The 20,185-nt window shown below is 76.9% G+C and carries 23 protein-coding genes; 6 read left to right on the top strand and 17 right to left on the bottom strand.

The window, feature by feature from the left end; translation table 11 throughout:
* Nucleotides 1-21 precede the first annotated feature (21 nt).
* The 4 genes from ACI781_RS10670 to ACI781_RS10655 form a co-directional block, all read right to left on the bottom strand.
* Nucleotides 22-744 (bottom strand): hypothetical protein, encoded by a 723-nt coding sequence (locus tag ACI781_RS10670; protein ID WP_456566072.1) that lies wholly within the window; start codon nt 742-744, stop codon nt 22-24.
* A 92-nt stretch (nt 745-836) separates the two neighbouring features.
* Nucleotides 837-1,607, bottom strand: coding sequence for a sulfite exporter TauE/SafE family protein (locus tag ACI781_RS10665; RefSeq protein WP_456566071.1), 771 nt, complete (start codon nt 1,605-1,607; stop codon nt 837-839).
* On the bottom strand, nt 1,604-2,389 hold the full coding sequence (locus ACI781_RS10660) for a sulfite exporter TauE/SafE family protein (protein ID WP_456566070.1): 786 nt from the start codon (nt 2,387-2,389) through the stop codon (nt 1,604-1,606). Before ACI781_RS10660 ends, ACI781_RS10665 begins: the two co-directional genes overlap by 4 nt.
* An 82-nt stretch (nt 2,390-2,471) precedes the next feature.
* Nucleotides 2,472-5,099, bottom strand: coding sequence for a DEAD/DEAH box helicase (locus ACI781_RS10655; RefSeq protein ID WP_456566069.1), 2,628 nt, complete (start codon nt 5,097-5,099; stop codon nt 2,472-2,474).
* 88 nt (nt 5,100-5,187) lie between these two features.
* Between ACI781_RS10655 and ACI781_RS10650 the strand changes: the two genes are divergently transcribed.
* Both ACI781_RS10650 and ACI781_RS10645 read left to right on the top strand, forming a co-directional pair.
* The gene (locus ACI781_RS10650) at nt 5,188-5,313 is read left to right on the top strand and encodes a hypothetical protein (RefSeq protein ID WP_456566068.1); all 126 of its coding nucleotides are present in this window, start codon (nt 5,188-5,190) and stop codon (nt 5,311-5,313) included.
* 131 nt (nt 5,314-5,444) lie between these two features.
* Nucleotides 5,445-6,302 (top strand): glucose 1-dehydrogenase, encoded by an 858-nt coding sequence (locus ACI781_RS10645; RefSeq protein WP_456566067.1) that lies wholly within the window; start codon nt 5,445-5,447, stop codon nt 6,300-6,302.
* 4 nt (nt 6,303-6,306) lie between these two features.
* On the opposite strand, the gene mmuM is transcribed toward ACI781_RS10645, so the two are convergent.
* Complete coding sequence (gene mmuM, locus ACI781_RS10640; RefSeq protein WP_456566066.1) at nt 6,307-7,224, bottom strand: homocysteine S-methyltransferase; 918 nt, start codon at nt 7,222-7,224, stop codon at nt 6,307-6,309.
* Between the two features lie 52 nt (nt 7,225-7,276).
* On the opposite strand from mmuM, the gene yidD reads away from it, so the two are divergent.
* Genes yidD through ACI781_RS10625 form a run of 3 tightly spaced genes read left to right on the top strand, consistent with a single transcriptional unit; the run spans nt 7,277 to nt 8,855 of the window.
* Nucleotides 7,277-7,795, top strand: coding sequence for a membrane protein insertion efficiency factor YidD (gene yidD / locus ACI781_RS10635; protein WP_456566065.1), 519 nt, complete (start codon nt 7,277-7,279; stop codon nt 7,793-7,795).
* Between the two features lie 33 nt (nt 7,796-7,828).
* A complete protein-coding gene (gene arfB, locus ACI781_RS10630) occupies nt 7,829-8,269 on the top strand; it encodes an alternative ribosome rescue aminoacyl-tRNA hydrolase ArfB (RefSeq protein ID WP_456566064.1) in 441 nt (146 codons plus the stop codon).
* Between the two features lie 7 nt (nt 8,270-8,276).
* Nucleotides 8,277-8,855 (top strand): GrpB family protein, encoded by a 579-nt coding sequence (locus ACI781_RS10625; protein WP_456566063.1) that lies wholly within the window; start codon nt 8,277-8,279, stop codon nt 8,853-8,855.
* 13 nt (nt 8,856-8,868) lie between these two features.
* Here ACI781_RS10625 and ACI781_RS10620 read toward each other — a convergent pair whose 3' ends face one another.
* The 6 genes from ACI781_RS10620 to ACI781_RS10595 all read right to left on the bottom strand — a co-directional run bounded on the left by ACI781_RS10620 (nt 8,869) and on the right by ACI781_RS10595 (nt 13,007).
* Nucleotides 8,869-9,144, bottom strand: coding sequence for a DUF1905 domain-containing protein (locus ACI781_RS10620; protein ID WP_456566062.1), 276 nt, complete (start codon nt 9,142-9,144; stop codon nt 8,869-8,871).
* Complete coding sequence (locus ACI781_RS10615) at nt 9,141-10,373, bottom strand: RNA polymerase sigma factor (RefSeq protein ID WP_456566061.1); 1,233 nt, start codon at nt 10,371-10,373, stop codon at nt 9,141-9,143. Before ACI781_RS10615 ends, ACI781_RS10620 begins: the two co-directional genes overlap by 4 nt.
* Nucleotides 10,374-10,377: 4 nt before the next feature.
* On the bottom strand, nt 10,378-10,737 hold the full coding sequence (locus ACI781_RS10610) for a YciI family protein (protein WP_456566060.1): 360 nt from the start codon (nt 10,735-10,737) through the stop codon (nt 10,378-10,380).
* 60 nt (nt 10,738-10,797) lie between these two features.
* A complete protein-coding gene (locus tag ACI781_RS10605; RefSeq protein WP_456566059.1) occupies nt 10,798-11,451 on the bottom strand; it encodes a GNAT family N-acetyltransferase in 654 nt (217 codons plus the stop codon).
* A gap of 58 nt (nt 11,452-11,509) precedes the next feature.
* The gene (locus ACI781_RS10600) at nt 11,510-12,124 is read right to left on the bottom strand and encodes a hypothetical protein (protein WP_456566058.1); all 615 of its coding nucleotides are present in this window, start codon (nt 12,122-12,124) and stop codon (nt 11,510-11,512) included.
* Between the two features lie 85 nt (nt 12,125-12,209).
* Nucleotides 12,210-13,007, bottom strand: a complete 798-nt coding sequence (locus ACI781_RS10595) for a TetR/AcrR family transcriptional regulator (protein ID WP_456566057.1) — start codon at nt 13,005-13,007, stop codon at nt 12,210-12,212.
* A 200-nt stretch (nt 13,008-13,207) separates the two neighbouring features.
* On the opposite strand from ACI781_RS10595, the gene ACI781_RS10590 reads away from it, so the two are divergent.
* On the top strand, nt 13,208-14,224 hold the full coding sequence (locus ACI781_RS10590) for an iron-siderophore ABC transporter substrate-binding protein (protein ID WP_456566056.1): 1,017 nt from the start codon (nt 13,208-13,210) through the stop codon (nt 14,222-14,224).
* A 67-nt stretch (nt 14,225-14,291) separates the two neighbouring features.
* Here the strand turns inward: ACI781_RS10590 and ACI781_RS10585 are convergent, their stop codons facing one another.
* The 6 genes from ACI781_RS10585 to ACI781_RS10560 form a co-directional block, all read right to left on the bottom strand.
* Complete coding sequence (locus tag ACI781_RS10585) at nt 14,292-14,762, bottom strand: hypothetical protein (protein ID WP_456566055.1); 471 nt, start codon at nt 14,760-14,762, stop codon at nt 14,292-14,294.
* A 98-nt stretch (nt 14,763-14,860) separates the two neighbouring features.
* The gene (locus ACI781_RS10580) at nt 14,861-16,330 is read right to left on the bottom strand and encodes a hypothetical protein (protein WP_456566054.1); all 1,470 of its coding nucleotides are present in this window, start codon (nt 16,328-16,330) and stop codon (nt 14,861-14,863) included.
* The gene (locus ACI781_RS10575; RefSeq protein ID WP_456566053.1) at nt 16,327-16,854 is read right to left on the bottom strand and encodes a SigE family RNA polymerase sigma factor; all 528 of its coding nucleotides are present in this window, start codon (nt 16,852-16,854) and stop codon (nt 16,327-16,329) included. Before ACI781_RS10575 ends, ACI781_RS10580 begins: the two co-directional genes overlap by 4 nt.
* 159 nt (nt 16,855-17,013) lie before the next feature.
* On the bottom strand, nt 17,014-17,811 hold the full coding sequence (locus ACI781_RS10570; RefSeq protein WP_456566052.1) for a hypothetical protein: 798 nt from the start codon (nt 17,809-17,811) through the stop codon (nt 17,014-17,016).
* Between the two features lie 88 nt (nt 17,812-17,899).
* The gene (locus tag ACI781_RS10565; RefSeq protein WP_456566051.1) at nt 17,900-19,006 is read right to left on the bottom strand and encodes a uroporphyrinogen-III synthase; all 1,107 of its coding nucleotides are present in this window, start codon (nt 19,004-19,006) and stop codon (nt 17,900-17,902) included.
* Between the two features lie 72 nt (nt 19,007-19,078).
* On the bottom strand, nt 19,079-20,143 hold the full coding sequence (locus ACI781_RS10560) for an MBL fold metallo-hydrolase (protein ID WP_456566050.1): 1,065 nt from the start codon (nt 20,141-20,143) through the stop codon (nt 19,079-19,081).
* Nucleotides 20,144-20,185 lie beyond the last annotated feature (42 nt).

The following is a 20,185-nucleotide window of genomic DNA, read 5'->3' as shown; positions in this document are numbered from 1 at the left end:
GGCGGACCGGCCCCGCCCGGCTCAGTCGAGCAGGGTCGCCGGGTCCAGGCGGCCCTCGACGACGTCGGCCGCGACGTCGTCGACCACCCGGCCGGTCGCGAACGCGTGCGCCCGGAGCACCGCGAGCGCGGCGACCACGTCGATGCCCTGCGCGACGCTGAGCATCCCGGTCGCCTGCCAGACCGCGACCCGGCGGCGCGCGTCCGGGGCGTCCCACCAGCTCGTCCCCCCGGGGGTCGCCTCGCTGCTGCGGACGAGCTCCTCGGTGAGGCACAGCAGGACCGTCTCGACGTCGTCGCGCGCCACCCGGGTCAGCCGCAGCGGGTCGGTCGCGTACAGGTCGAGGATGACGGTGGGCCCCAGCGGCGGGGCCAGCGGCAGGGACAGCACCGCGGAGAACGGGGTCTCGCCGATCAGCGAGGCGTGCAGGTCCGGCCAGTTGCGCTCGATGTCGGCCAGGTCGAAGGCGATGCCCTCCCCGGTGTCGTGCGCCCGCAGGCAGGGCCCGTCGCCGTGGGTGAACTGCAGCCGCTCGGCCAGCGCGGCCGCGTCGTCGCTCGACCCGACCGGCGTCCGCAGGCCGGCCCCCTCGTGGATGCTCAGCCCGGCCCCGTCCAGCTCCAGCGTCCGCGCCGCGGCCCGGGCCAGCCGGGTGGGCAGCATGTCCGGGCCGGCGAGCTCGCCGGGCACCGGGTCCTGCAGGGCCTCGAGGAACCGCGCCCCGGGGTCTTCCGCCGTCGTCATCGAGTCCTCCGTCGTCGCCGGGCCGAGGGTCCGCGGGACCGTGGGCCTCCGATCCGGTGATCAGCCTGCCGCCCGCCCGGCGGCGGCACCACTCAGCCGAACGCCTGGACGCCCAGGTGGAGGGCCAGCCCGAGCCCGGCGACGGCGATGACGCGGCGCAGCACCGCCGGCGGGCTGCGCCGTACCACCCGCGGGCCGAGCAGCCCGCCGGCGAACAGGCCGACCGCGAGGGGCAGGCACGCCGACCAGGCGACGTCGGTGAGCAGCACGTACCCCACGGCGGCCACCCCGTTGGCCACGGCGAGGACGGCGTTCTTCAGGGCGTTGCTGCGCGGCAGGCCGTCGCCCGTGGCCAGCAGCAGCGTGGCCAGCATGAGCACCCCGGCGGCCGCGCCGAAGTACCCGCCGTAGACGCCGATCGCGAAGACCACGCCGGGCAGCCACCGAGGATCACCGGCGCCGCCGGCGTGGGCCGCGGCCCCCTCGGCGGCGAGCTCGCGCGGGGGCCGCTGCACGAGGATCGCCACGGACGCCGCGGCGATGAGGAACGGCACGATCCGCTCGAACGCGCCGGGCGGGGTGGAGAGCAGCAGCGCCGCGCCGGCCGCGCCGCCCAGCACGGAGGCGGCGGCCAGCGGGAGGAACCGGCGGCCCTGCCCGCGCAGCTCCGGACGCGAGGCGCTGACCGACCCGACGCCGGTCATCACCAGCGCCACGGTGTTGGTGACGTTCGCCGTCACCGGCGGGACCCCGGTGGCCAGCAGCGCCGGGTAGCTGATCAGCGACGCCAGCCCGGCGACGCTGCCGACGAGGCCGGCGCCCACCCCGGCGAGGACCAGCAGGCCCCACTCCAGCGCGCTCACCGGGTGAGCAGCACGACGATGGCCACGCAGCCGAGGACGACGATCGCGGTCCGCAGCACCGCGGGCGGCAGCAGCCGGCCGAACCGGCCGCCGAGGTACCCGCCGACCACCGACCCGGCCGCCACCAGCCCGGCCGCGGCCCAGTCGACGCGGTCGGTGGCGACGACGACGTAGGCGAGCGCGGCGACGGCGTTCACCGCGGAGGTGAGCACGTTCTTGACGGCGTTCAGGCGCTGCAGCGGCTCGGGCAGCAGCAGCCCGAACACGCCGATCTGCAGGATCCCCTGGCTGGCGGAGAAGTAGCCGCCGTAGCTGCCGGTGGCGTACGCCCCGGCGACCAGGGCGGCCTTCCGGCCGGGACCGAGGGACGCCGGGCCGGTCGTCCCCGCCGCCGCCCGCCGCCGGGCGATCGACCGCTGCAGCGCCGGCTGCACGGCGACCAGGACGACGGCGAGCCCGACCAGGACCGGCACGACGGCCTCGAACGCGCTGGCCGGCAGGTGCAGCAGCAGGAAGGCGCCGGTGAGCGCGCCCAGCACCGAGGCCGGCAGGAGCATCAGCAGCAGCCGGCGCTGGCCGGTCAGCTCACGCCGGTAGCCGATCGCCCCGGCCACGTTCCCCGGCACCAGGCCCAGGCTGTTGGACACGCTGGCGGTCACCGGCGGCAGCCCGGTGGCCAGCAGCACCGGGAAGGTCACCAGCGTCCCGGAGCCGACGACGGCGTTGATGCCACCGGCGGCGAGCCCCGCCGCGGCGACCGCGACCATCTCCCAGAGAGTCATGCCGTTCTTCCGATGTCCTCTCGGCCCTGCTGAAGGGGCCCGCCGCGAGCTCGCGAGTGGTGGGGGGCAGCGGGGTCCGTCATCAGTCGCGGCGGCCGGCGTCCACGACGCGCAGCACCAGGGCGCCCTCCTCGTCGGAGGCGGCGAGGTCGACCTCGGCGTCGATGCCCCAGTCGTGGTCGCCGGCCGGGTCGTCGAGGACCTGCCGGACCCGCCACACACCCGGCGTCCCCTTGTCCCACACCAGCAGCGCCGGGCCGCGGGCGTCGGCGCCGGTGCCCACCTCGTCGTGGTCGGCGAAGTAGGCCCGCACGACCTCGCCCCAGCGGTCGGCGTCCCAGCCGGAGCCGCCGTCGAGCTCGCCGAGGTCGTACCAGCGGCGCCGGGCCCACAGCTGCACCCGGTGGAACAGCGCGTTGCGCACCATCGCGGTGAACGCCCGCTCGTTGCCGGTGAGCGGCCGGGGCCGCGCGGGGACGGCGACCGGCGCGTCCAGCGGCTGGTCGGGGTCGGTGAGGGCCTCCCACTCGTCCAGCAGCGAGGAGTCCACCTGGCGCACGAGCTCGCCGAGCCACTCGACGAGGTCGGCGACCTCCTCGGTGCGCGCGGCCGCGGGCACCCCCGACCGCAGTGCCTTGAACGCGTCGGACAGGTAGCGCAGCACCGCGCCCTCGGAGCGGGTCAGCCCGTAGGTGTTCACCAGCTCCCGGAAGGTCATCGCCCGCTCCCACATGTCGCGGACGACGGACTTCGGGGAGGGGTGCGCGTCGCGGGCCCACGGGTTGCTGCGGGTGTAGACCTCGAACGCGTGCTCCAGCAGCTCCGCGAGCGGCCGGGGGTACGTGATCTCCTCGAGGAGCTCCATCCGCTCCTCGTACTCGATCCCCTCGGCCTTCATCTGCGCGACGGCCTCGCCCTTGGCCTTGTTCAGCTGCGCGGCCAGGATCTGCCGGGGGTCGTCCAGGGTCGCCTCGATCACGCTGACGACGTCGAGGGCGTAGGTCTCGCCGTCGGCGTCCAGCAGCTCGATGGCGGCCAGGGCGAAGGTCGACAGCGGGGAGTTGAGCGCGAAGTCCGGCGGCAGGTCGACGGTGAGGTCGTAGCGGCGGCCGTCCGGCTCGGGCTCGGGCAGCCGCTCGAGCACCCCGGCCTGCAGCAGCGAGCGGGCGATGCCGATCGCCTCGCGGACGTGCCGCAGCTGCTTCTTGCGCGGCTCGTGGTTGTCGGTGAGCAGCCGGCGCATCGCGGCGAACGGGTCGCCGGGACGGTCGACGACGTCGAGCACCATCGCCGTCGTCACGCGCATGTTGCTGGCCAGCGGCTCGGGGTCGGCGGCGACCAGGCGCTGCATCGTCGTCTCCGACCACGGCACCATGCCCTCGGGCACCTTCTTGCGGACCAGCTTGCGGCGCTTCTTCGGGTCGTCGCTGACCTTGGCGAACTGCTTGAGGTTCTCCACCTCGTGGTCGGGGGCCTGGACGACGACGGTGCCCGCGGTGTCGTAGCCGGCCCGGCCGGCGCGGCCGGCGATCTGGTGGAACTCGCGGGCGTTGAGCAGCCGCATGCGGGTGCCGTCGTACTTGCTCAGCGCGGAGAAGACCACGGTGCGGATCGGCACGTTGATGCCGACGCCGAGGGTGTCGGTGCCGCAGATGACCTTGAGCAGCCCGGCCTGGGCGAGCTGCTCGACCAGCCGCCGGTACTTGGGCAGCATCCCGGCGTGGTGCACGCCGATGCCGTGGCGGACCAGCCGCGACAGCGTCGTGCCGAACGCGGAGGTGAACCGGAAACCGCCGATCATGTCGGCGATCGCGGCCTTCTCCTCCTTGCTGGAGACGTTGACGCTCATCAGCGCCTGCGCCCGTTCCAGCGCCGAGGCCTGGGTGAAGTGGACGACGTAGACCGGGGCCTGCCGGGTGTCCAGCAGCTCCTGGATGGTCTCGTGCATCGGCGTCGTCGCGTAGTAGTGGTGCAGCGGCACGGGGCGCTCGGCGCTGGCGACCAGTGCGGTGGGCCGGCCGGTGCGGCGGGAGATGTCCGCGCGCAGCTCCGTGGTGTCGCCGAGGGTGGCGCTCATCAGCAGGAACTGCGCCCCCGGCAGCTCCAGCAGCGGCACCTGCCACGCCCAGCCGCGGTCGGGGTCGCCGTAGAAGTGGAACTCGTCCATCACGACGAGCGCGCCGTCCAGGCCGGGGGCGTCGCCGCCCTCGCGCAGCGCGATGTTGGCCAGGATCTCCGCGGTGCACACGATCACGGGCGCGTCCCGGTTCACCGCGGCGTCCCCGGTGAGCATGCCGACGTTGGCCGCGCCGAACACGCCGCACAGCGCGAAGAACTTCTCGCTCACCAGCGCCTTGATCGGCGCCGTGTAGTAGCTGCGCCGGCCGGCGGCCAGGGCGGCGTACTGGGCGCCGGTCGCCACCAGCGACTTGCCCGACCCGGTCGGGGTGGCCAGGACGACGTTGGCGCCGCCGAGCAGCTCGATCAGCGCCTCCTCCTGCGCCGGGTAGAGCGTCGTCCCGCCGGCGTCGGCCCAGGTGGCGAAGGCGGTGAACAGCTCGTCGGGGTCGGCGCCCCGGGCCCGCAGCGACGTGAGGTCGGCGGGGTCGTCCAGCAGGGGGGTGGCGGTCGTCGCGGTCATCGTGGGGGACAGCGTGCCCGACGGCCCGTCCCTTCCCGCGCAGGTGGCGTCGGCGACGGCTTCCGTCACGACTCGGTAACGGAAGCTCCCCCGATGTGTGAGGTGAACCGACTAAGGTCAGAAAGTGAACAACAGGTGAACGAGAGGTGGCACGACGATGCGCGTTGAGGAACGACCGCTGGTCAGGTGGGTGCCCGCCGTCGACAGGACGGGGCGCCGCTACATGGAGATGCGCTGGGAGCTGCCGACGACGGGGCCGCAGCAGGTGGCGCGCGCGGCCTGATCCGCAGCGCAGCACTCACGGGAAACCGGCCGGGCACCAGCCCGGCCGGTTCCGTGCGTTCCGGGGCGGGTAGGCGCCTCGGGAGCGGGGGAGCAGCGCCCCGCGCCGCGAGCCGCCCGCAGGAGGAACCCGTGTCGTCACCCCGCCCCGAGTCACAGCCCGAGCAGCAGCAGACCCCGCCCGGGACGCTCGGCGAGATGGACCCGAGGCCCGATCACGGCGAGGACAGCTACACCGGCTCCGGGCGGCTGACCGGCAAGACCGCGGTCGTCACCGGCGGCGACAGCGGCATCGGCCGGGCCGTGGCCATCGCCTTCGCCCGCGAGGGAGCCGACGTGCTCGTCTCCTACCTGTCCGAGCACGAGGACGCGCAGGACACGGCCCGGTACGTCGAGCAGGCCGGCCGCCGGTGTGTCCTCGTCCCGGGGGACATCTCGGACCGCGCGCACGTGAAGACGATCGTCCCGAAGGCCGTCGAGGCGTTCGGCAGGGTCGACGTCCTGGTGAACAACGCCGCCTTCCAGATGACCCACGAGACCCTGGAGGAGGTCTCCGACGAGGAGTGGGACCACACCCTCGCCACCAACCTCACCGCGATGTTCACCCTCTGCCGGGACGCGGTCGGGCACATGCCCGCGGGCGGGTCGATCATCAACTCGTCGTCGGTGAACTCCGACATGCCGAGCCCCCAGCTCGCGCCCTACGCGATGACCAAGGCCGCGATCGCCAACTTCACCGCCAGCCTCGCGCAGATGTACGCCGAGAAGGGGATCCGGGCCAACAGCGTCGCGCCCGGGCCGGTGTGGACGCCGCTGATCCCCTCGACGATGCCGCCCGAGAAGGTCGAGAGCTTCGGCCAGCAGGTGCCGCTGGGCCGCGCCGCGCAGCCGGCCGAGCTCGCACCGGTGTACGTGCTGCTGGCGAGCGACGAGGCGTCCTACGTGTCCGGCGCCCGGGTCGCGGTGACCGGCGGCAACCCGATCCTCTGACCGGTCAGGCGGTCCGCCGCCCGAGGGCGGCGGCGATCCCGCGGATCGCCGCCGGCCCGACCCGGCAGCAGCCGCCGACCAGCCGCGCCCCGGCCATGACCCACCCCGGCACCTCGGTGGGGTCGAGGCGACCCGCGCCGGTCCACCGCCGGGCGCCGGCGTCCCAGCCCTCGCCGCTGTTGGGGTAGACGACGACGGGCAGCCCGCTGGTCGCCGCCGCGACGACCCCGGCCGGGACGTCGGCGGGCGCGGTGCAGTTCACGCCCACCGCGACGACGGCGTCCACGTCGGCGGCCATCGCGAACACGTCGGCGGCGAGCTCGCCCCGGCGCGTGCGGGCCAGGCCCGCGGCGTCGCGGACGGTGGTCAGCGACAGCCACACCGGCACGCCGAGGTCGCCGGCCTCGACCAGCAGCGCCTCGGCCTCGGCGGCGGCGGCCACCGTCTCGCAGGCCAGCACGTCCGCCCCGGCCGCGGCCAGCGCCGCCATGCGCGGCCGGTGGAACTCCCGCAGCCGCCGGACCCCGACGTCGTCCACGTAGGCGCCGGTGTACTCCGACCCGTCGGCCAGCACCGCCCCGTAGGGGCCGACGGAACCCGCCACCCAGCCCCGCGGGGCGCCGTCGCGGGCCAGCCGCACCGACGTCGCGATCAGTGCGAGCGCCTCCGCCCGGTCCAGCCCCGCGTGCGCGGCCAGCCCCTCGACGCCGGCCTGGTAGCTGGCCGTCGTCGCCACCTCCGCGCCGGCGGCGGCGAACGCCGCGTGGGCCGCGACGACGGCGGCCGGGTCGTCCCGCAGCAGCCGCGCCGACCACAGCGCACCCGAGACGTCGTGGCCCTGCGCCTCGAGCTCGGTGGCCAGCCCGCCGTCGAGGACCACCGGCCCGGCGGCGAGCGCGGCGGCGAGGGTCTCTGCGGGCACGCGACCATCGTCCCGCGCTGCGGACCGGACCCGCCGACCGGAGGATCGGGGGATGGTCTTCATCTGGAGCAGCGGCGGCCGGCGGCGGCGGGGTGGCCCCGGTCCCGGCTGGGGCCGCGGCTACGGCCCGCCCCCCGGGTACGGCCGCGGCTACGGTCCACCGCCCGGCTACGGCCCGCCGCCGGGCTACGGCCGTCGCCGCGACGACGGCTCCTGCCTGCGCGACCTGCTGTTCCTCAACACCGGGTGCTGCCTGGCCAACGCCATCGGCTGCGGCATGGACATGGTGCTGCTCGCCCCGACCACCGCCCGCCACGTGCACGGTGCCGGGACCGGCCCGCGCGGCACCCGGTGGGCCGACCGGCTGGTGGCCGCCGTCCGCGTCTACCAGCGCGAGATCAGCCCGCGGCGCCCGCCGTGCTGCCGCTTCGAGCCCACGTGCTCCACCTATGCCGTCGAGGCGCTGGAGACCCACGGTGCCCGCCGCGGGACGTGGTTGACGGTGCGCCGCCTGGCCCGCTGCCGCCCCGGTGCCCGCGGGGGCGCGGACCCGGTGCCGGCCGCCGCCTGAGAACCCGGTTGCGCCGGCCGCGAGACTGTCCGGGTGCCCGCCTCCGACGACGCCGCCGGTGACCTCCCCGTCACCGGCTCCGTCGTCGTGCCCGCCGGCGAGCTGCGCTGGCGGTTCTCCCGTTCGTCGGGCCCCGGGGGGCAGGGCGTCAACACGGCCGACTCGCGGGTCGAGCTCTCGGTCGCCCCGCTGGCCCTGCCGGGCCTGGGGGAGGCGCAGCGGGCGCGGCTGGCCGACCGGCTCGGCGGCCGCCTGGTGGACGGCGTCCTGACCGTCGTCGCGGCCGAGCACCGCCAGCAGCTGCGCAACCGGCAGGCGGCCCGGGAGCGCCTGGCCGCCGTGCTGCGCGCCGCGCTCGCGCCGCCACCGCCTCCCCGGCGGCGCACGAAGCCGACCCGCGGCTCGCAGGAGCGGCGCATCCAGGCCAAGAAGCAGCGCGGCGAGCTCAAGCGCCGCCGCGGCTCCTGGGACTGACCGGGCGGTGGACGAGGAACGGCGGGCCCACCTGGACCGGGTCCTGATCGGCGGCCGCGAGCCCGTCGACATCGTGGTGGTCGACCACGACGAGCGCTGGGCGGCCCGCTTCGGCGAGGTCGCCGACCGCATCCGCCGGGCCCTGAGCGGCCGCGCCGGAGGCGTCGAGCACATCGGGTCGACCTCGGTGCCCGGCCTGGCCGCCAAGCCGATCGTCGACGTGCTGCTCACCGTCGCCGACGTCGAGGACGAGGCGGCCTACCTGCCCGGCCTGGAGTCGGCGGGCTTCGAGCTCCGCGTCCGCGAGCCGGGGCACCGGATGGTCCGGACCCCGGCCCACGACGTGCACGTGCACGTGTACGAGCCGGACCGGCCGGAGGTGGACGCCTACCTCGACCTGCGCGACTGGCTGCGCGTGGACGCACCCGACCGCGCGCTGTATGCGGCGACCAAGCGCGCGCTGGCCCGGCGGCGGTGGGAGGACATGAACGACTACGCCGACGCCAAGACCGACGTCGTGCTCGAGGTCCTGGGCCGGGCGCGCGCGTGGCGGGCGGGCGCCCGGGCGCCGCGCGGGGGAGCCTGACGCCGCGTCCCGGTCAGGACAGCCGCTCCCTCAGGTGCACGGTGACCTCCTCCCCGGCGCGGCTCTTGCCGATGGCGGTGCAGATCGCCGCCCGCAGCGGCAGCCAGTGCGGCCCCGACCCCGAGGGCATCAGCGTGGCCGAGAAGGGGTGGCCGTCGGTGGTGCCGCTGACCTTGACCGCGCGGCGGGTGCCCAGCAGCTCCGCCGAACCGGGCACGGTCAGGTACGTGGGGAAGGCGCCGTCCTTCTCGATGGGCGCGGTGAAGGTGACGTCCAGCGGGGTGCTCATGCCCCTTCCGACCGGCCGGGCTCCGCCGACTCATCGCGGCGGCGTCGCAGGAACGCGGCTTCGCGCCCGTTCCTGGCCAGCGCGAGGGCCCGCTCGTAGGCGGCGCGCGCCTCGGCGGTGCGGCCCAGCCGCCGGAGCAGGTCGGCGCGGACGGCGGGCAGCAGGTGCGACCGGGGCAGGTCGACGCCCTCCAGCGCGGCGAGCCCGGCGGCGGGGCCCTGGACCTCGGCGACCGCGACCGCCCGGTTGAGCGCGACCACCGGCGACGGGGTCAGCGCCAGGAGGTGGTCGTACAGCGCGAGGACCTGACCCCAGTCGGTGCCGGCGCCGGTCGGCGCGTCGGCGTGCACCGCCTGGATCGCCGCCTGCAGCTGGTACGGCCCGGGCGCGGCCCGGCGCAGGCAGCGGCGCACCAGCTCCTGCCCCTCGGCGACCAGCGCGGCGTCCCAGCGGGAGCGGTCCTGCTCGGCGAGCGGCACGAGGTCGCCGGTGGCCGAGACGCGGGCCGCGCGGCGGGACTCGGTCAGCAGCATCAGCGCCAGCAGCCCCAGCGCCTCCGGCTCGTCGGGCATCAGCTCGACCAGCGCCCGGCCGAGCCGGACCGCCTCGGCGCACAGGTCGGTGCGCACCAGCTCGTCCCCGGCGCTGGCCGTGTGCCCCTCGGTGAACACCAGGGAGACGACGGCGAGCACCCCGGCCAGCCGCTCGGGCAGGTCGGCCTCCCGCGGCACCCGGTAGGGGATGCGGGCGTCGCGGATCTTGGCCTTCGCACGCACCAGCCGCTGCGCCATCGTCGGCTCCGGCACGCCGAAGGCGTGCGCGACCTCGGCGGTGGTCAGCCCGCCGACCAGGCGGAGGGTGAGCGCCACCCGGGCGGCCGGTGCGAGGGCCGGGTGGCAGCAGGTGAAGAGCATGCGCAGCCGGTCGTCGCGCACGGCGCCCTCCTCGGGCTGCGGGTCGGGACCGGCCAGGAGCGCCGCCTGCACGTACCGCTGGGTGCGGGTCGACTCCCGGCGGACCCGGTCGATCGCCCGGTGCCGGGCGGTGGTGACGATCCAGCCGGCCGGGCTGCGCGGGACGCCGTCGACCGGCCAGCGCTGGAGCGCGGTCACGAACGCGTCCTGCACCGCCTCCTCGGCGGTGTCGATGTCGCCGAGGAGGCGGGTGAGGACGGCGACCGCGCGGCCGTACGCCTCGCGGAAGACCGCCTCGACGTCGGGTGCACCCATGCCGTCAGGGGCGGCCGGAGCCGTCCTGGAACGGCCGGACCTCGATCGGCAGCGTGGTCGCCCGCGCCACCCGCCGGCCCCACTCCAGGGCGGTGTCCAGGTCGGGCACGTCGATGACCGAGAAGCCGCCGACGTGCTCCTTGGCCTCGACGAACGGCCCGTCGACGAGCAGCAGCCCGCCGTCCTGGTGGCGCAGCGTGGTGGCGGTCGCCGGCGGGTGCAGGCCACCGCCGAACACCCAGCAGCCGGCGTCCACCATCGCCCGGTGCACGGCGTCGGTGTCGCGCATGATCGGCTCGAGGACCTCCGGCGGGGGCGGCGTCCCGTCGCCGGGCTGGACCACGGTCAGCAGGTAGTGCGGCATGGCGTCTCCTCCGGTCCGGCGGGCGGCTGCGGCGCCCGCTCGCCTCCTGGACGAACGAGGTCAGCCGGATTCGACACCCGTCGCGGGCGGGCGCACGAGCACCCACACCGGGAGCTCCTCGTCCGCCGTGTGCAGCGACGCCGACACCTCGAAGCCCGAGCCGCGCAGGAACCGGACGGCGGCCCAGGTGTACACCGCGGCGGCGGCCGGCACCCCGTCGGTGTCGCAGCGGGCCAGCGCCGGGCCGAGGACGGCGCGCCCGAGCCCCTGGCGGCGGGCCGAGGGGCGGGTGCCCAGGTGTTCCAGCCACCAGTGCGGCCCGGCCGGCCGGGCGGCGTCGACGAGCTCCCGGGTGGCGGCGACGCGGGCGGCGTGCGGACCCGACAGCACCGGCAGCTCGCGGGCCAGGGCGGCGCGGACGTCGTCCGGGACCGGGGAGGTGCCCGGGGCGCCGGGCGGGGCGGCCCAGGTGGCGACGGCGGTGACGTCCTCGGTCACCCAGGCGCTGCCCGTGGCGACGCCGCGGTGGCCGGCCGCGAGCTCGTGCCAGCGGGTCAGCCGCTGGACCCGGCCGTCCTCGGGCAGCGCCCAGCGGGTCCACCGCGAGTCGGCCTGCGCCACGGTGAGGGTGGCGGCGATCCGGGGGACGTCGCGCTGCTCGGCCGGGCGGACCGAGGGCGCACCCACCTGCACGACCGTGGGGACGTCGCTCATCCCGGCATCAGACCACGACGCCCCGACCACCCGGGCAGGGCGGTCGGGGCGGTCGGGCTCAGACCTCGAACCCGGCGCGGTCGACCCGGCGGTGGTAGCGGGTGCCCAGGGTCCCGCCCAGCAGCGCGCCGGCCAGCGTGGCGACCAGGACGGCGACCAGCGCGATGATCCCGCCGGTGGTGCCGGTGCCCTCGTCGATCGGGATGCGAGGCAGGTCCAGCCGCTCCAGCACGTTGTACTCGCGGCCGAAGACGATCCCGGCGACCGCCAGCGCGGCCACGACGAGCAGGCCGATCAGCCAGACCGCCAGGCCCTGGCGGATGCCGTCGAACCGCGCCATCCGCCCGGCGACGTAGCCGCCGGCCAGGTAGGCGAGGAACAGGACGACGACGAGGGCGATGCCGCCGCCCAGGCCGATCGTCGCCGCCTGGTCGGCGGCCTCGTCGGCGGTGTCGATGCCCCGCGTCAGCCCGATCGCGACGCCCGCCGCGGCCAGCAGCGCGACGAGGACGACGGCGAGGCCGTTGGCCGACAGCCAGCCGAAGAACGCCGCGCCCCACTTGATGCCGCCGAACCGGGCGTGCTGCGCGGCGACCGCGTCGCGGGCGGTGCCCCGGGTGGCGCGGGCGCCGCCGGGGGTGTCGGAGGTGGCGGGGTCGGTGCTGCTGCTCATGGCGCCTCCAGGGTCCGGGGGAGGAGCGGGTGCCCGCGGGACCGGCCGGTCAACCACCGGTGCGGCCGCGTTCCCCCGTCCGTGGTCAGGCGGGGCGCTGCGGGTGCCGCGGGTCGCGGCCCTCGCGGAGCACCGCCTCCAGCCGCCCGAGCAGGTCCTCCAGCGCCTCCTCGAACTCGGCCGCGGACTCGTCGACCGACAGCAGCGGCTCCAGCCGCACGAGGGTGGGGTAGCCGTCGAGGTCGGCCGGGGTGCCGGGGGTGCCGACCCCGGCGTCCTCGGCGTTGACCGGCACGCCCTTCTGCGAGACCTCCAGCAGCAGGTGGCCGAGCAGGAAGCTGCTGTAGGCCCGGTAGGCGGTGACCGCCGAGCCGTCGGAGAAGCCGCTGCCGGTCATCGCGACCAGGAAGGACTCCACCCAGCGCAGGCTGCGCAGCGGCGGGCGCACCCACGGAGCGGCCGGCGGCCGGGTCGCCACGAGCGGGAACACCTCGGGATGGGCCAGGGCGATCCGGCGGACCCCGTGCGCGAGCCGCTGCAGGTAGTCCTGCCAGCCGTGCGCGGCCTGCAGGTGCACGTCGGGGTCGCCGTAGAGCTCGTCGAGCACGCTCTCCACGACGCCGTCCAGCAGCTGCTCGCGGCCGGGGACGTAGCGGTAGAGGGCCATGGCCTCGACCCCCAGCGCGGCGCCGAGGCGGCGCATGGTGAGCGCGCCCAGCCCGTGCCGGTCGATGAACTCGACCGCGGCGCCCAGGATGCGCCGCCGGTCGAGCGGGGCGCGGCCGGTGCCCGGCGGTCCGGCCGGCAGCACCGACGCCGCGCCGCCGCGCGCGGCGGGGGAGTCCGGGTCGCGGGGCGCCGCGGCGTCGTCGGTCGGTCCCACGGTTCCTCCTCGCCCTCGGCGGGTGGTCGGGGGTACCTCCCCGGCGGCCCGTCCCGTCCCGTCCCCCCGCCAGTGCCCCGTGGAGGCCGCGTTCAAGGGTGGTGGGTGACCGGTCCGGCGGATCGGGTCTTCGTCACGATCCGGCCACGTACTGAGGTGAGGCTTGCCTAAGTCGGCGCCGCTGGCTAGAACTGTTCCTCATGTCGATCATGAACCGCACGCGGGGCGCCGTCGTCGCGGGCCTGTCACTCTCGCTGGTCCTCACCGGCTGCGGCTCGGACGACGACAGCGGGGGCTCCTCCGGCGCGTCGTCGTCCGGGAGCTCCTCCGCCTTCCCCGTGACCATCGAACACGCCTACGGCGAGACCGAGATCCCCGAGGAGCCCCAGCGGGTGGTCTCCCTCGGCTACACCGAGCAGGACGCGATCCTGGCCTTCGGCGTCGTCCCGGTCGCCGTCCGCTACGCCTTCGGACCCGAGGACGACGTCTTCTTCCCGTGGGCCGACGACGCGGCCGGTGACGCCGACGTGACGATCCTCCCGCGCGCGGAGGTGGACCCCGAGCAGATCGCCGCGGCGCGCCCGGACCTGATCATGGCCGTCACCGCGGGGCTCACCGAGGCCGAGTACGAGACCCTCAGCGGCATCGCCCCGGTCGTCGTCCAGCCGCCGGACTTCCCGGCCTTCGGCACGCCGTGGCAGGAGCAGACCCGCATCGCCGGGCGGGCGCTCGGTCAGGAGGAGCGGGCCGAGGAGCTCATCAGCGGGGTCGAGGAGCAGTTCGACGCGGCCCGCGCCGCCCACCCCGACCTGCAGGGCAGGACGGTGACGCTCTCGGGCGTCGCGTACCAGGGGCAGTACCCGTTCCACGCCTCCACCGACACCCGCACCCAGTTCTTCCTGGACTTCGGCATGACCGTGTCCCCGCGGCTGGACGAGATCGCCGGCGACCAGTTCTACGGCACCGTGAGCCAGGAGCAGGCCGACCTGCTCGACGCCGACGTGCTCCTCTGGCAGTCGGGCTCGGCGGAGGAGCGGGCGCAGATCGAGGGCGACCCGGTGCTCAACGCGATCCCCGCCGTCGCCCAGGGCCGGTCGCTGTTCGTCGAGGACGCGGACTACGCGGCGCTGCAGTTCTCGAGCGTGCTGAGCCTGCCGTACCTGCTCGACAGCCTCGTCCCGAAGCTGTCGCAGGTCGTGCAGGGCGCCGACGCCTGAGGTCCTGGTCCACCCACCACGGCGGGCGCCGTCCCCTCCCGGGGGCGGCGCCCGCCGCCGTCGGTGGTCAGGGTGCCGGGACGGTCACGGCCGCTGCGCGCGGACCGCCGCACTCCTCGCTGCCGCCGACCCGGCGCCAGTCGAGATCGGTGGGGACGACGGCACGCGGGTGCCCGGCGACCAGCACCGTGACGACGACCGACGACGGCTGTCCGGTCACGGGGACCGTCGCCGTCGACCCCGCCAGCGGTGCGGAGGACTCCCGGTTCCCGGAGCCCCCGTCCGGGCCGCTGGGGGCGCAGGACCGGTCGCAGGTGACCGTCACCGTGCGCTCCGCGTCCAGCGACCAGCCGGCCGCCAGGTGGACGGTGACGGCATCCAGCCAGCCGACGGGCGGGCACACGGTGCCGTCGGCCTCCCCGGCGCACCCGGCCCCCGTCAGCAGGACGACCGCCGCGGCGGGGAGGACCGCGCGTGGTGTCACCGGTCGCCGGTCACTCACGGTCGGCGCCAGCGTCGTGACCGCCGGTACCGCCACGGCCCGGGACGATGACCGCCGCGGGCGCCGGCCCCGCCGCCCGGCGGCTGCCTCCTCCGCCAACTGTCGGGCGGCCACGACCGACGCGGGCTCCGCAGTCACCAGTCGATCCCCACGTCGTCCAGCGGGGACGTGCGGTCCAGGACCCGGCCCTGCCCGTCCAGCAGCTCGACGGTCGCCAGGCCCCGGGGAGCCGGACCGACGCCGACGCCGTCTGTCAGCGGGAGCTCACCGATGCCGGCCCCGTCGTCGTCGAGCAGCCGTGCAGTCCCAGCCCCGGGCGGCCCGACCACGACCAGTTGCACGAGGACCGGGGACTCCGCGGCCGTCATGTCGGAGACGTGGCAGACGGCGGCGACCGCCTTCGCGGCGTCCGAGGCCGGCCGCAGCGCCGAGCCGCACGTCGTCCCGCCGGCCGATCCGTCGTCGGCGGCGAGACCCAGCGACGTGCCGACCCACACCGCGCCGGAGGGCAGCGTCCCCGTGACGACGGCGACGCGGGCCGGCCGGGGAGCGGGGGCGGGGACGTCCCCGCTCCACAACACGCTGAACGGCACGTCGGCCGGGCCGAGTCCGGTGGTCGCCAGCAGCGTCCGCATCACCGAGTCGGTGATGCCGTCGGCCGGCGAGGGAGTGGGCCGCTCGCGACGCCAGGACACGGCCAGGTCCGGAGCGACGTCGTCGGGGTCGGCGCGCCCGTCGGGACTCGTCGTCGCCACCTCCGCGCCGTCGCGGGTCACCCGGAAGCGCACCGCCAGGCCGTGACCGCCACCGGACGGCGTCAGCGCGAGGACGGCGACGCCGTCAGGAGCCGGGACCGGGTCGTAGGTCCGCGTCACCCGGGCGTCGGCGGCGACCTCCGGGCGCCGCGACACCGCGACGGCGTCCCCGGGCGCGGTGACGAGCACGACGGCCCCGGTGTCCGCGTCCGAGTAGCCGAGGGGGCGAGTCGGGTCGACCCCGTGCGGCACGTCCTGCACCACCATCTGCGCCGGCGCGGCGCCAGGCGGGCCGACGAACCACGCGACGGCGACGTCGCTCAGGGCGCCGAGGTCGGTCTGCCGCGCGGGGTCGTCGTACGGCGGTTCCGGGGCGGCGGTGTTCGGGCCGGTCACCAGCGCCCAGCGGGCACCGGCCACGTCGCCGGCCCAGACCACTCGCCGGGACTGGACCGGAGGGTCGGGGAGTCCGGGGAACGACGGGTCGTCTCCCGCGACGGGCCACCGGGCCTGGGTCCACGGCAGCTGTCGCACCCCCTCCAGGAACGCGGCGTCGCCGGCCAGCGGGCCCCGGGGCGGACCGGCCAGCACGTCGACCGCGGCCGGCGTGCTCGCGGGAGCGGGATCACCCACTGCGGGGGACGGCGCATCCGAGGGCCCGGCCAGGACAGCCGGGACGGCGACGACGACCGCCGCCACCGCGGCCGTCAGTGCGGCGAGGCCGGCGCGCTGACGGCGCTGGGCCCGCGCGCGGGCGACGACGCGCGTGTCCAGGTGGGGGTCCTCGGCCGGCGCCGCGCGCTCGGCCAGGCGCCTGAGCCGTTCCTGCAGCTCGCTCTCGGTGCTCACGGTCGCTCCTCGGGGACTCGGGCCGGGACCGACGGGGCCAGTGCCGCGCGCAACCGGGCCAGGCCGCGGGTCGTCTGGGTGTCGACGGTGCTGGTCGAGCAGCCCATCGCCTCGGCGGTCTGCTGCATCGAGAGGTCGGCGTAGTAGCGGAGGACCACGGCCGTGCGCATGCGCGGGGGCAGTGTCCGCAGCGCCGTGCGGAGGTCCTCGTCCGGTTCGGTCGGAGCGGTCGCGTCCTCGGCGCGGTCGGGGAGGCTCTCCATCACCTGCTCGCCGTGCCACCGCCGGCGACGCCAGCTGACGTGGCTGGTGACGAGCACCCGCCGGACGTAGGGCAGGGGTGCGCCCGCGGCCGACACGCGTGACCAGTGCCGGTAGGTCCGCACCAGCGCGGTCTGCACGAGGTCCTCGGCGTGCCCCCGGTCGCCGGTCAGCAGCACGGCGAGCCGGAGCAGCCCCGCCTGCTCGCGCGCCACGAAGTCGGCGAAGGACCGGTCGTCGTCCCCGTTCCCGTCGTCCGCCACGCCGTCCCCTCCCGCCGGTCCTGCCCCCTACACGCGGCGGGACGTCCCGGGACCCCACAGGCTCCTGGTCACGATCAGGTCACGGCCGGTCGGCGGTCCCCGCCGTCCCCGTCCCCGGTCCTCCCGAGACGATCGCCACGCCGCGCGACGACGGGCAGGTCAGGAGCGGGGCAGGTCCAGGGCGGCGAGGACGGCGGCGACCGCCTCGTCGCGGACGAAGTCCAGCGCCAGCAGCCGGTGCACGAGCACGCCGCGGCGGGTCAGCCGCAGGTCGGCCATCCGCAGGCGGGGGAGCGCGGTCCCGCCGGGGCGCGGGGCGGCCGGCGGCGGGTCGAGCAGCCCCCGGCGCTGCAGGTCGGTGACGTCCTCGAGCGCGCCCCAGGCGGTCCAGCCGCGCGGGTCGGCCGGCAGCGGGGCCATCGGCAGCGGTGTCCGCTCCCGCCGCCCGACGCCGGCCAGGACGACCAGCTGCCGGCCGGTGAGCTCGCCGGCCAGCCACAGCCCGCGGTGCACCAGCGCGGCGTCGAGGTCGGGCGACACCGCGGCCTCGGCCAGCAGGTAGCCCAGGTGGCGCACCCGCCACTCCTCCGGCGTGTGCCGGGCGGCGAGGACGGCGGCCTCGGCGAGCTCGTCGGCGGGTGCGCGGCCGCCCACGTCGGGGGTGAGCCAGCCGTCGGTGCGCACCGGGCGCCCCTGCGAGCCCCGCGTGACGGTCAGCTCGACGGCGAACGCCAGGGCGGCCCCGGCCCGCACCCGCTCTCGCGGCGCGGGCAGCAGCGCGGCGTCGGCGGCGACCCGGCGCAGGCACGCGGCCAGCCGCGGGTCGACGGTCACCCGCGAGGCGCCGGGCTCGAACAGCAGCGCGGCGGCCGACCGGCTCATCGACCCCGCGACGGGCTCGCCGGTCTCGACGAGGGTCCGGCCCTCGGGTGCCGCGCCGTCCAGGAGATCCGTCACGCGGTGATCATCCCGGTCGTGGCGGGCGGGCGCACCGCGCCGGCCGCCGGTCTCACCACCGCGGGTCAGGCCGCGGCACCCGGCCCGGTCAGGGGGCGAGCCGGTAGCCGCCCGCGGCGGGCTCGACCACGCCGCCGAGCGCGGCGCGCAACGCCTCCGCGGCCGCCGCCACGGCGTCCGCGTCCCCGGCCCGGGAGGCCGCCAGCTCCGCGACGCCGACGACGTCCCCGGGACGGCGGGCCAGCACCCGCAGCACCGCCACCGCGGCGCGGGAGAGCGGCACCGGCCGGCCGTCGACGACCGCCGCGGTGCCCCGCACCTGCAGCGTGCCCGACCCCAGCCGCAGCACCGGGTCGCGCTCCGGCAGGCGCGCCACCACCTCGCGGGCCAACGCCGCCAGCCGGGCCCGCTCCGGCTGCCGGGTGCCGATCCCGGCGGCCTCCAGCGGCGCCGCGGTGACCGGGCCCACCGCGACGGCCAGGACCCGGTCGCGCAGCGCCGCCACCAGCTCCTCCCGCCGGCCGAGGTCGTCGGCCACCTGCAGCAGGCTCGCGGCGGCCGGGGCGCTGGTGAAGGTGACGGCGTCGACCTCCCCGTCCGCGACCTGCGCCACCAGCCGGCGCACCGGGGTGACGTCCTCGGGGAGCTCCCAGCGGTAGACCGGCACCGTCAGCACCTCGGCGCCCTCGCCGCGCAGCGCGGCCACCAGCTCGGCGAGCGGGTCGCCGTGCAGCTGGACGGCGATGCGGCGGCCTGCCAGGGGCCCCTCGGCGCCCGACAGCAGGTGCTCGAGCACCTCCGCGGAGGACTCCGAGGCCGGCGACCACGCGTCGACCAGTCCCGCGCCGCGGATCGCCCCGCGCGCCTTCGGACCCCGGGCGAGCACCCGGGCGGGCCGCAGGTGCTCGACCAGCGGCAGCCCCCACGCCCCGGCCGCCTCCAGCCACCCGCGGAAGCCCACGGCCGTCGTGGCGACCACCAGGTCGACCGGGGCGGCCAGCACGGCGCGGGTGGCGGCGCCCAGCTCGGCGTCGTCGGGCAGCGGGACGATCCGGATGGCGGGGGCGTGGACCACCTGCGCGCCGCGGCGCTCCAGCAGCGCGCCGAGCTCCTCCGCGCGGCGGGCGGCGGTCACCGCGACCGTGTAGCCGGCCAGCGGGAGGACGCCGTCGTCCTCCGCTCCCGTGTCGGTCACCCGCACCTCCCCGCTCGTGTCCCGGCGTCCCATCGTCGGCCACCGCCCGCCGCGCCCGGCGGGCGGCCCGCCTCAGCGGACGGCGACCGTCCAGGTCGGCACGGCGCCCCCGGTGCCGACCACGAGACCGCGGCGGGCCAGCAGTCGCAGGTGGGCGTCGGTCTCGGTGACGGCGAACACCCGCATGGCGTCGGCGTACTGCTCCCACGGGCGCGACCAGGTCAGGTGGGCGGCCAGGTCCCACGGCGTGCTGTGCGGGTGGGTGCGGATCGCGTCCAGCAGCTCGGCCAGCCGCTGCTCGTGGTGGGCGGTGAGCTCGTGGGCGCGCTGCGCCAGCCCCCGGAACCGCCACTCGTGGGCGGGCAACACCTCCGCGGGCTCCGGGCGCTCGCCGACCGCGGCCAGCGACGACAGGTACTCGCCCAGCGGGTCGGCGGCGAGCCGGGGCCCGGTGGAGACGTTCGGGCTGATCCGGGGGAGCACGTGGTCCCCGGCCAGGAACAGGCCGGTGCGCTCCTCGTCGAAGCACAGGTGCCCGGGCGTGTGCCCCGGGGTGTGGACGGCGCGCAGGCTCCACCCGGGGAAGTCGGCCACCTCGCCGTCCTCCAGCAGCCGGTCGGGGACCGCGATCCGGCGCAGCCCGTCCAGCCGGTCGGGCGTGGGGGCGTCGGCGATCGCGGTCGCCTCGTCGGCGCCGAGGGAGACCATGAACGCCACCTGGTCGGCGATGTACTCCTCCGGCCCGGTGGCCGCCGTCTGCCGCACGACCGCCGCGTCGGCCGGGTGCATCGCCACCCACGCGCCCGAGGCCTCCCGCACCCGGCCGGACAGGCCGTGGTGGTCGGCGTGCATGTGGGTGACCAGCACGCCCCGCACGTCGGAGACGTCCCCGCCCAGCGCCGCGAACCCCGCCTGCAGGGCGGCCCACGCGTCGTCGGAGTCCCAGCCGGTGTCGACCAGCCCCAGCCCGCCGCCGGACAGGGCGAACACGTGGGCGGTGACGTAGCGCAGCGGGTTCCCGGGCATGGGCACCGGCAGCGACCACAGGCCCTCGCGCAGCTGCTCGACCGGCGGCACCTCCCGCGCCAGCCACGCCTCGCGCTGCACGGTGCCGGTGACCTCGACGTCGCTGTCCACGCCCGCACTGTGCCAGTGGCCGCCGGCCGGCCGCCGCCCGGC

Source organism: Blastococcus sp. SYSU D00695, from assembly GCF_054050555.1.
The sequence above is the reverse complement of the archived record's forward strand: the minus strand, read 5'-3'. Positions and strand labels throughout refer to the sequence as shown.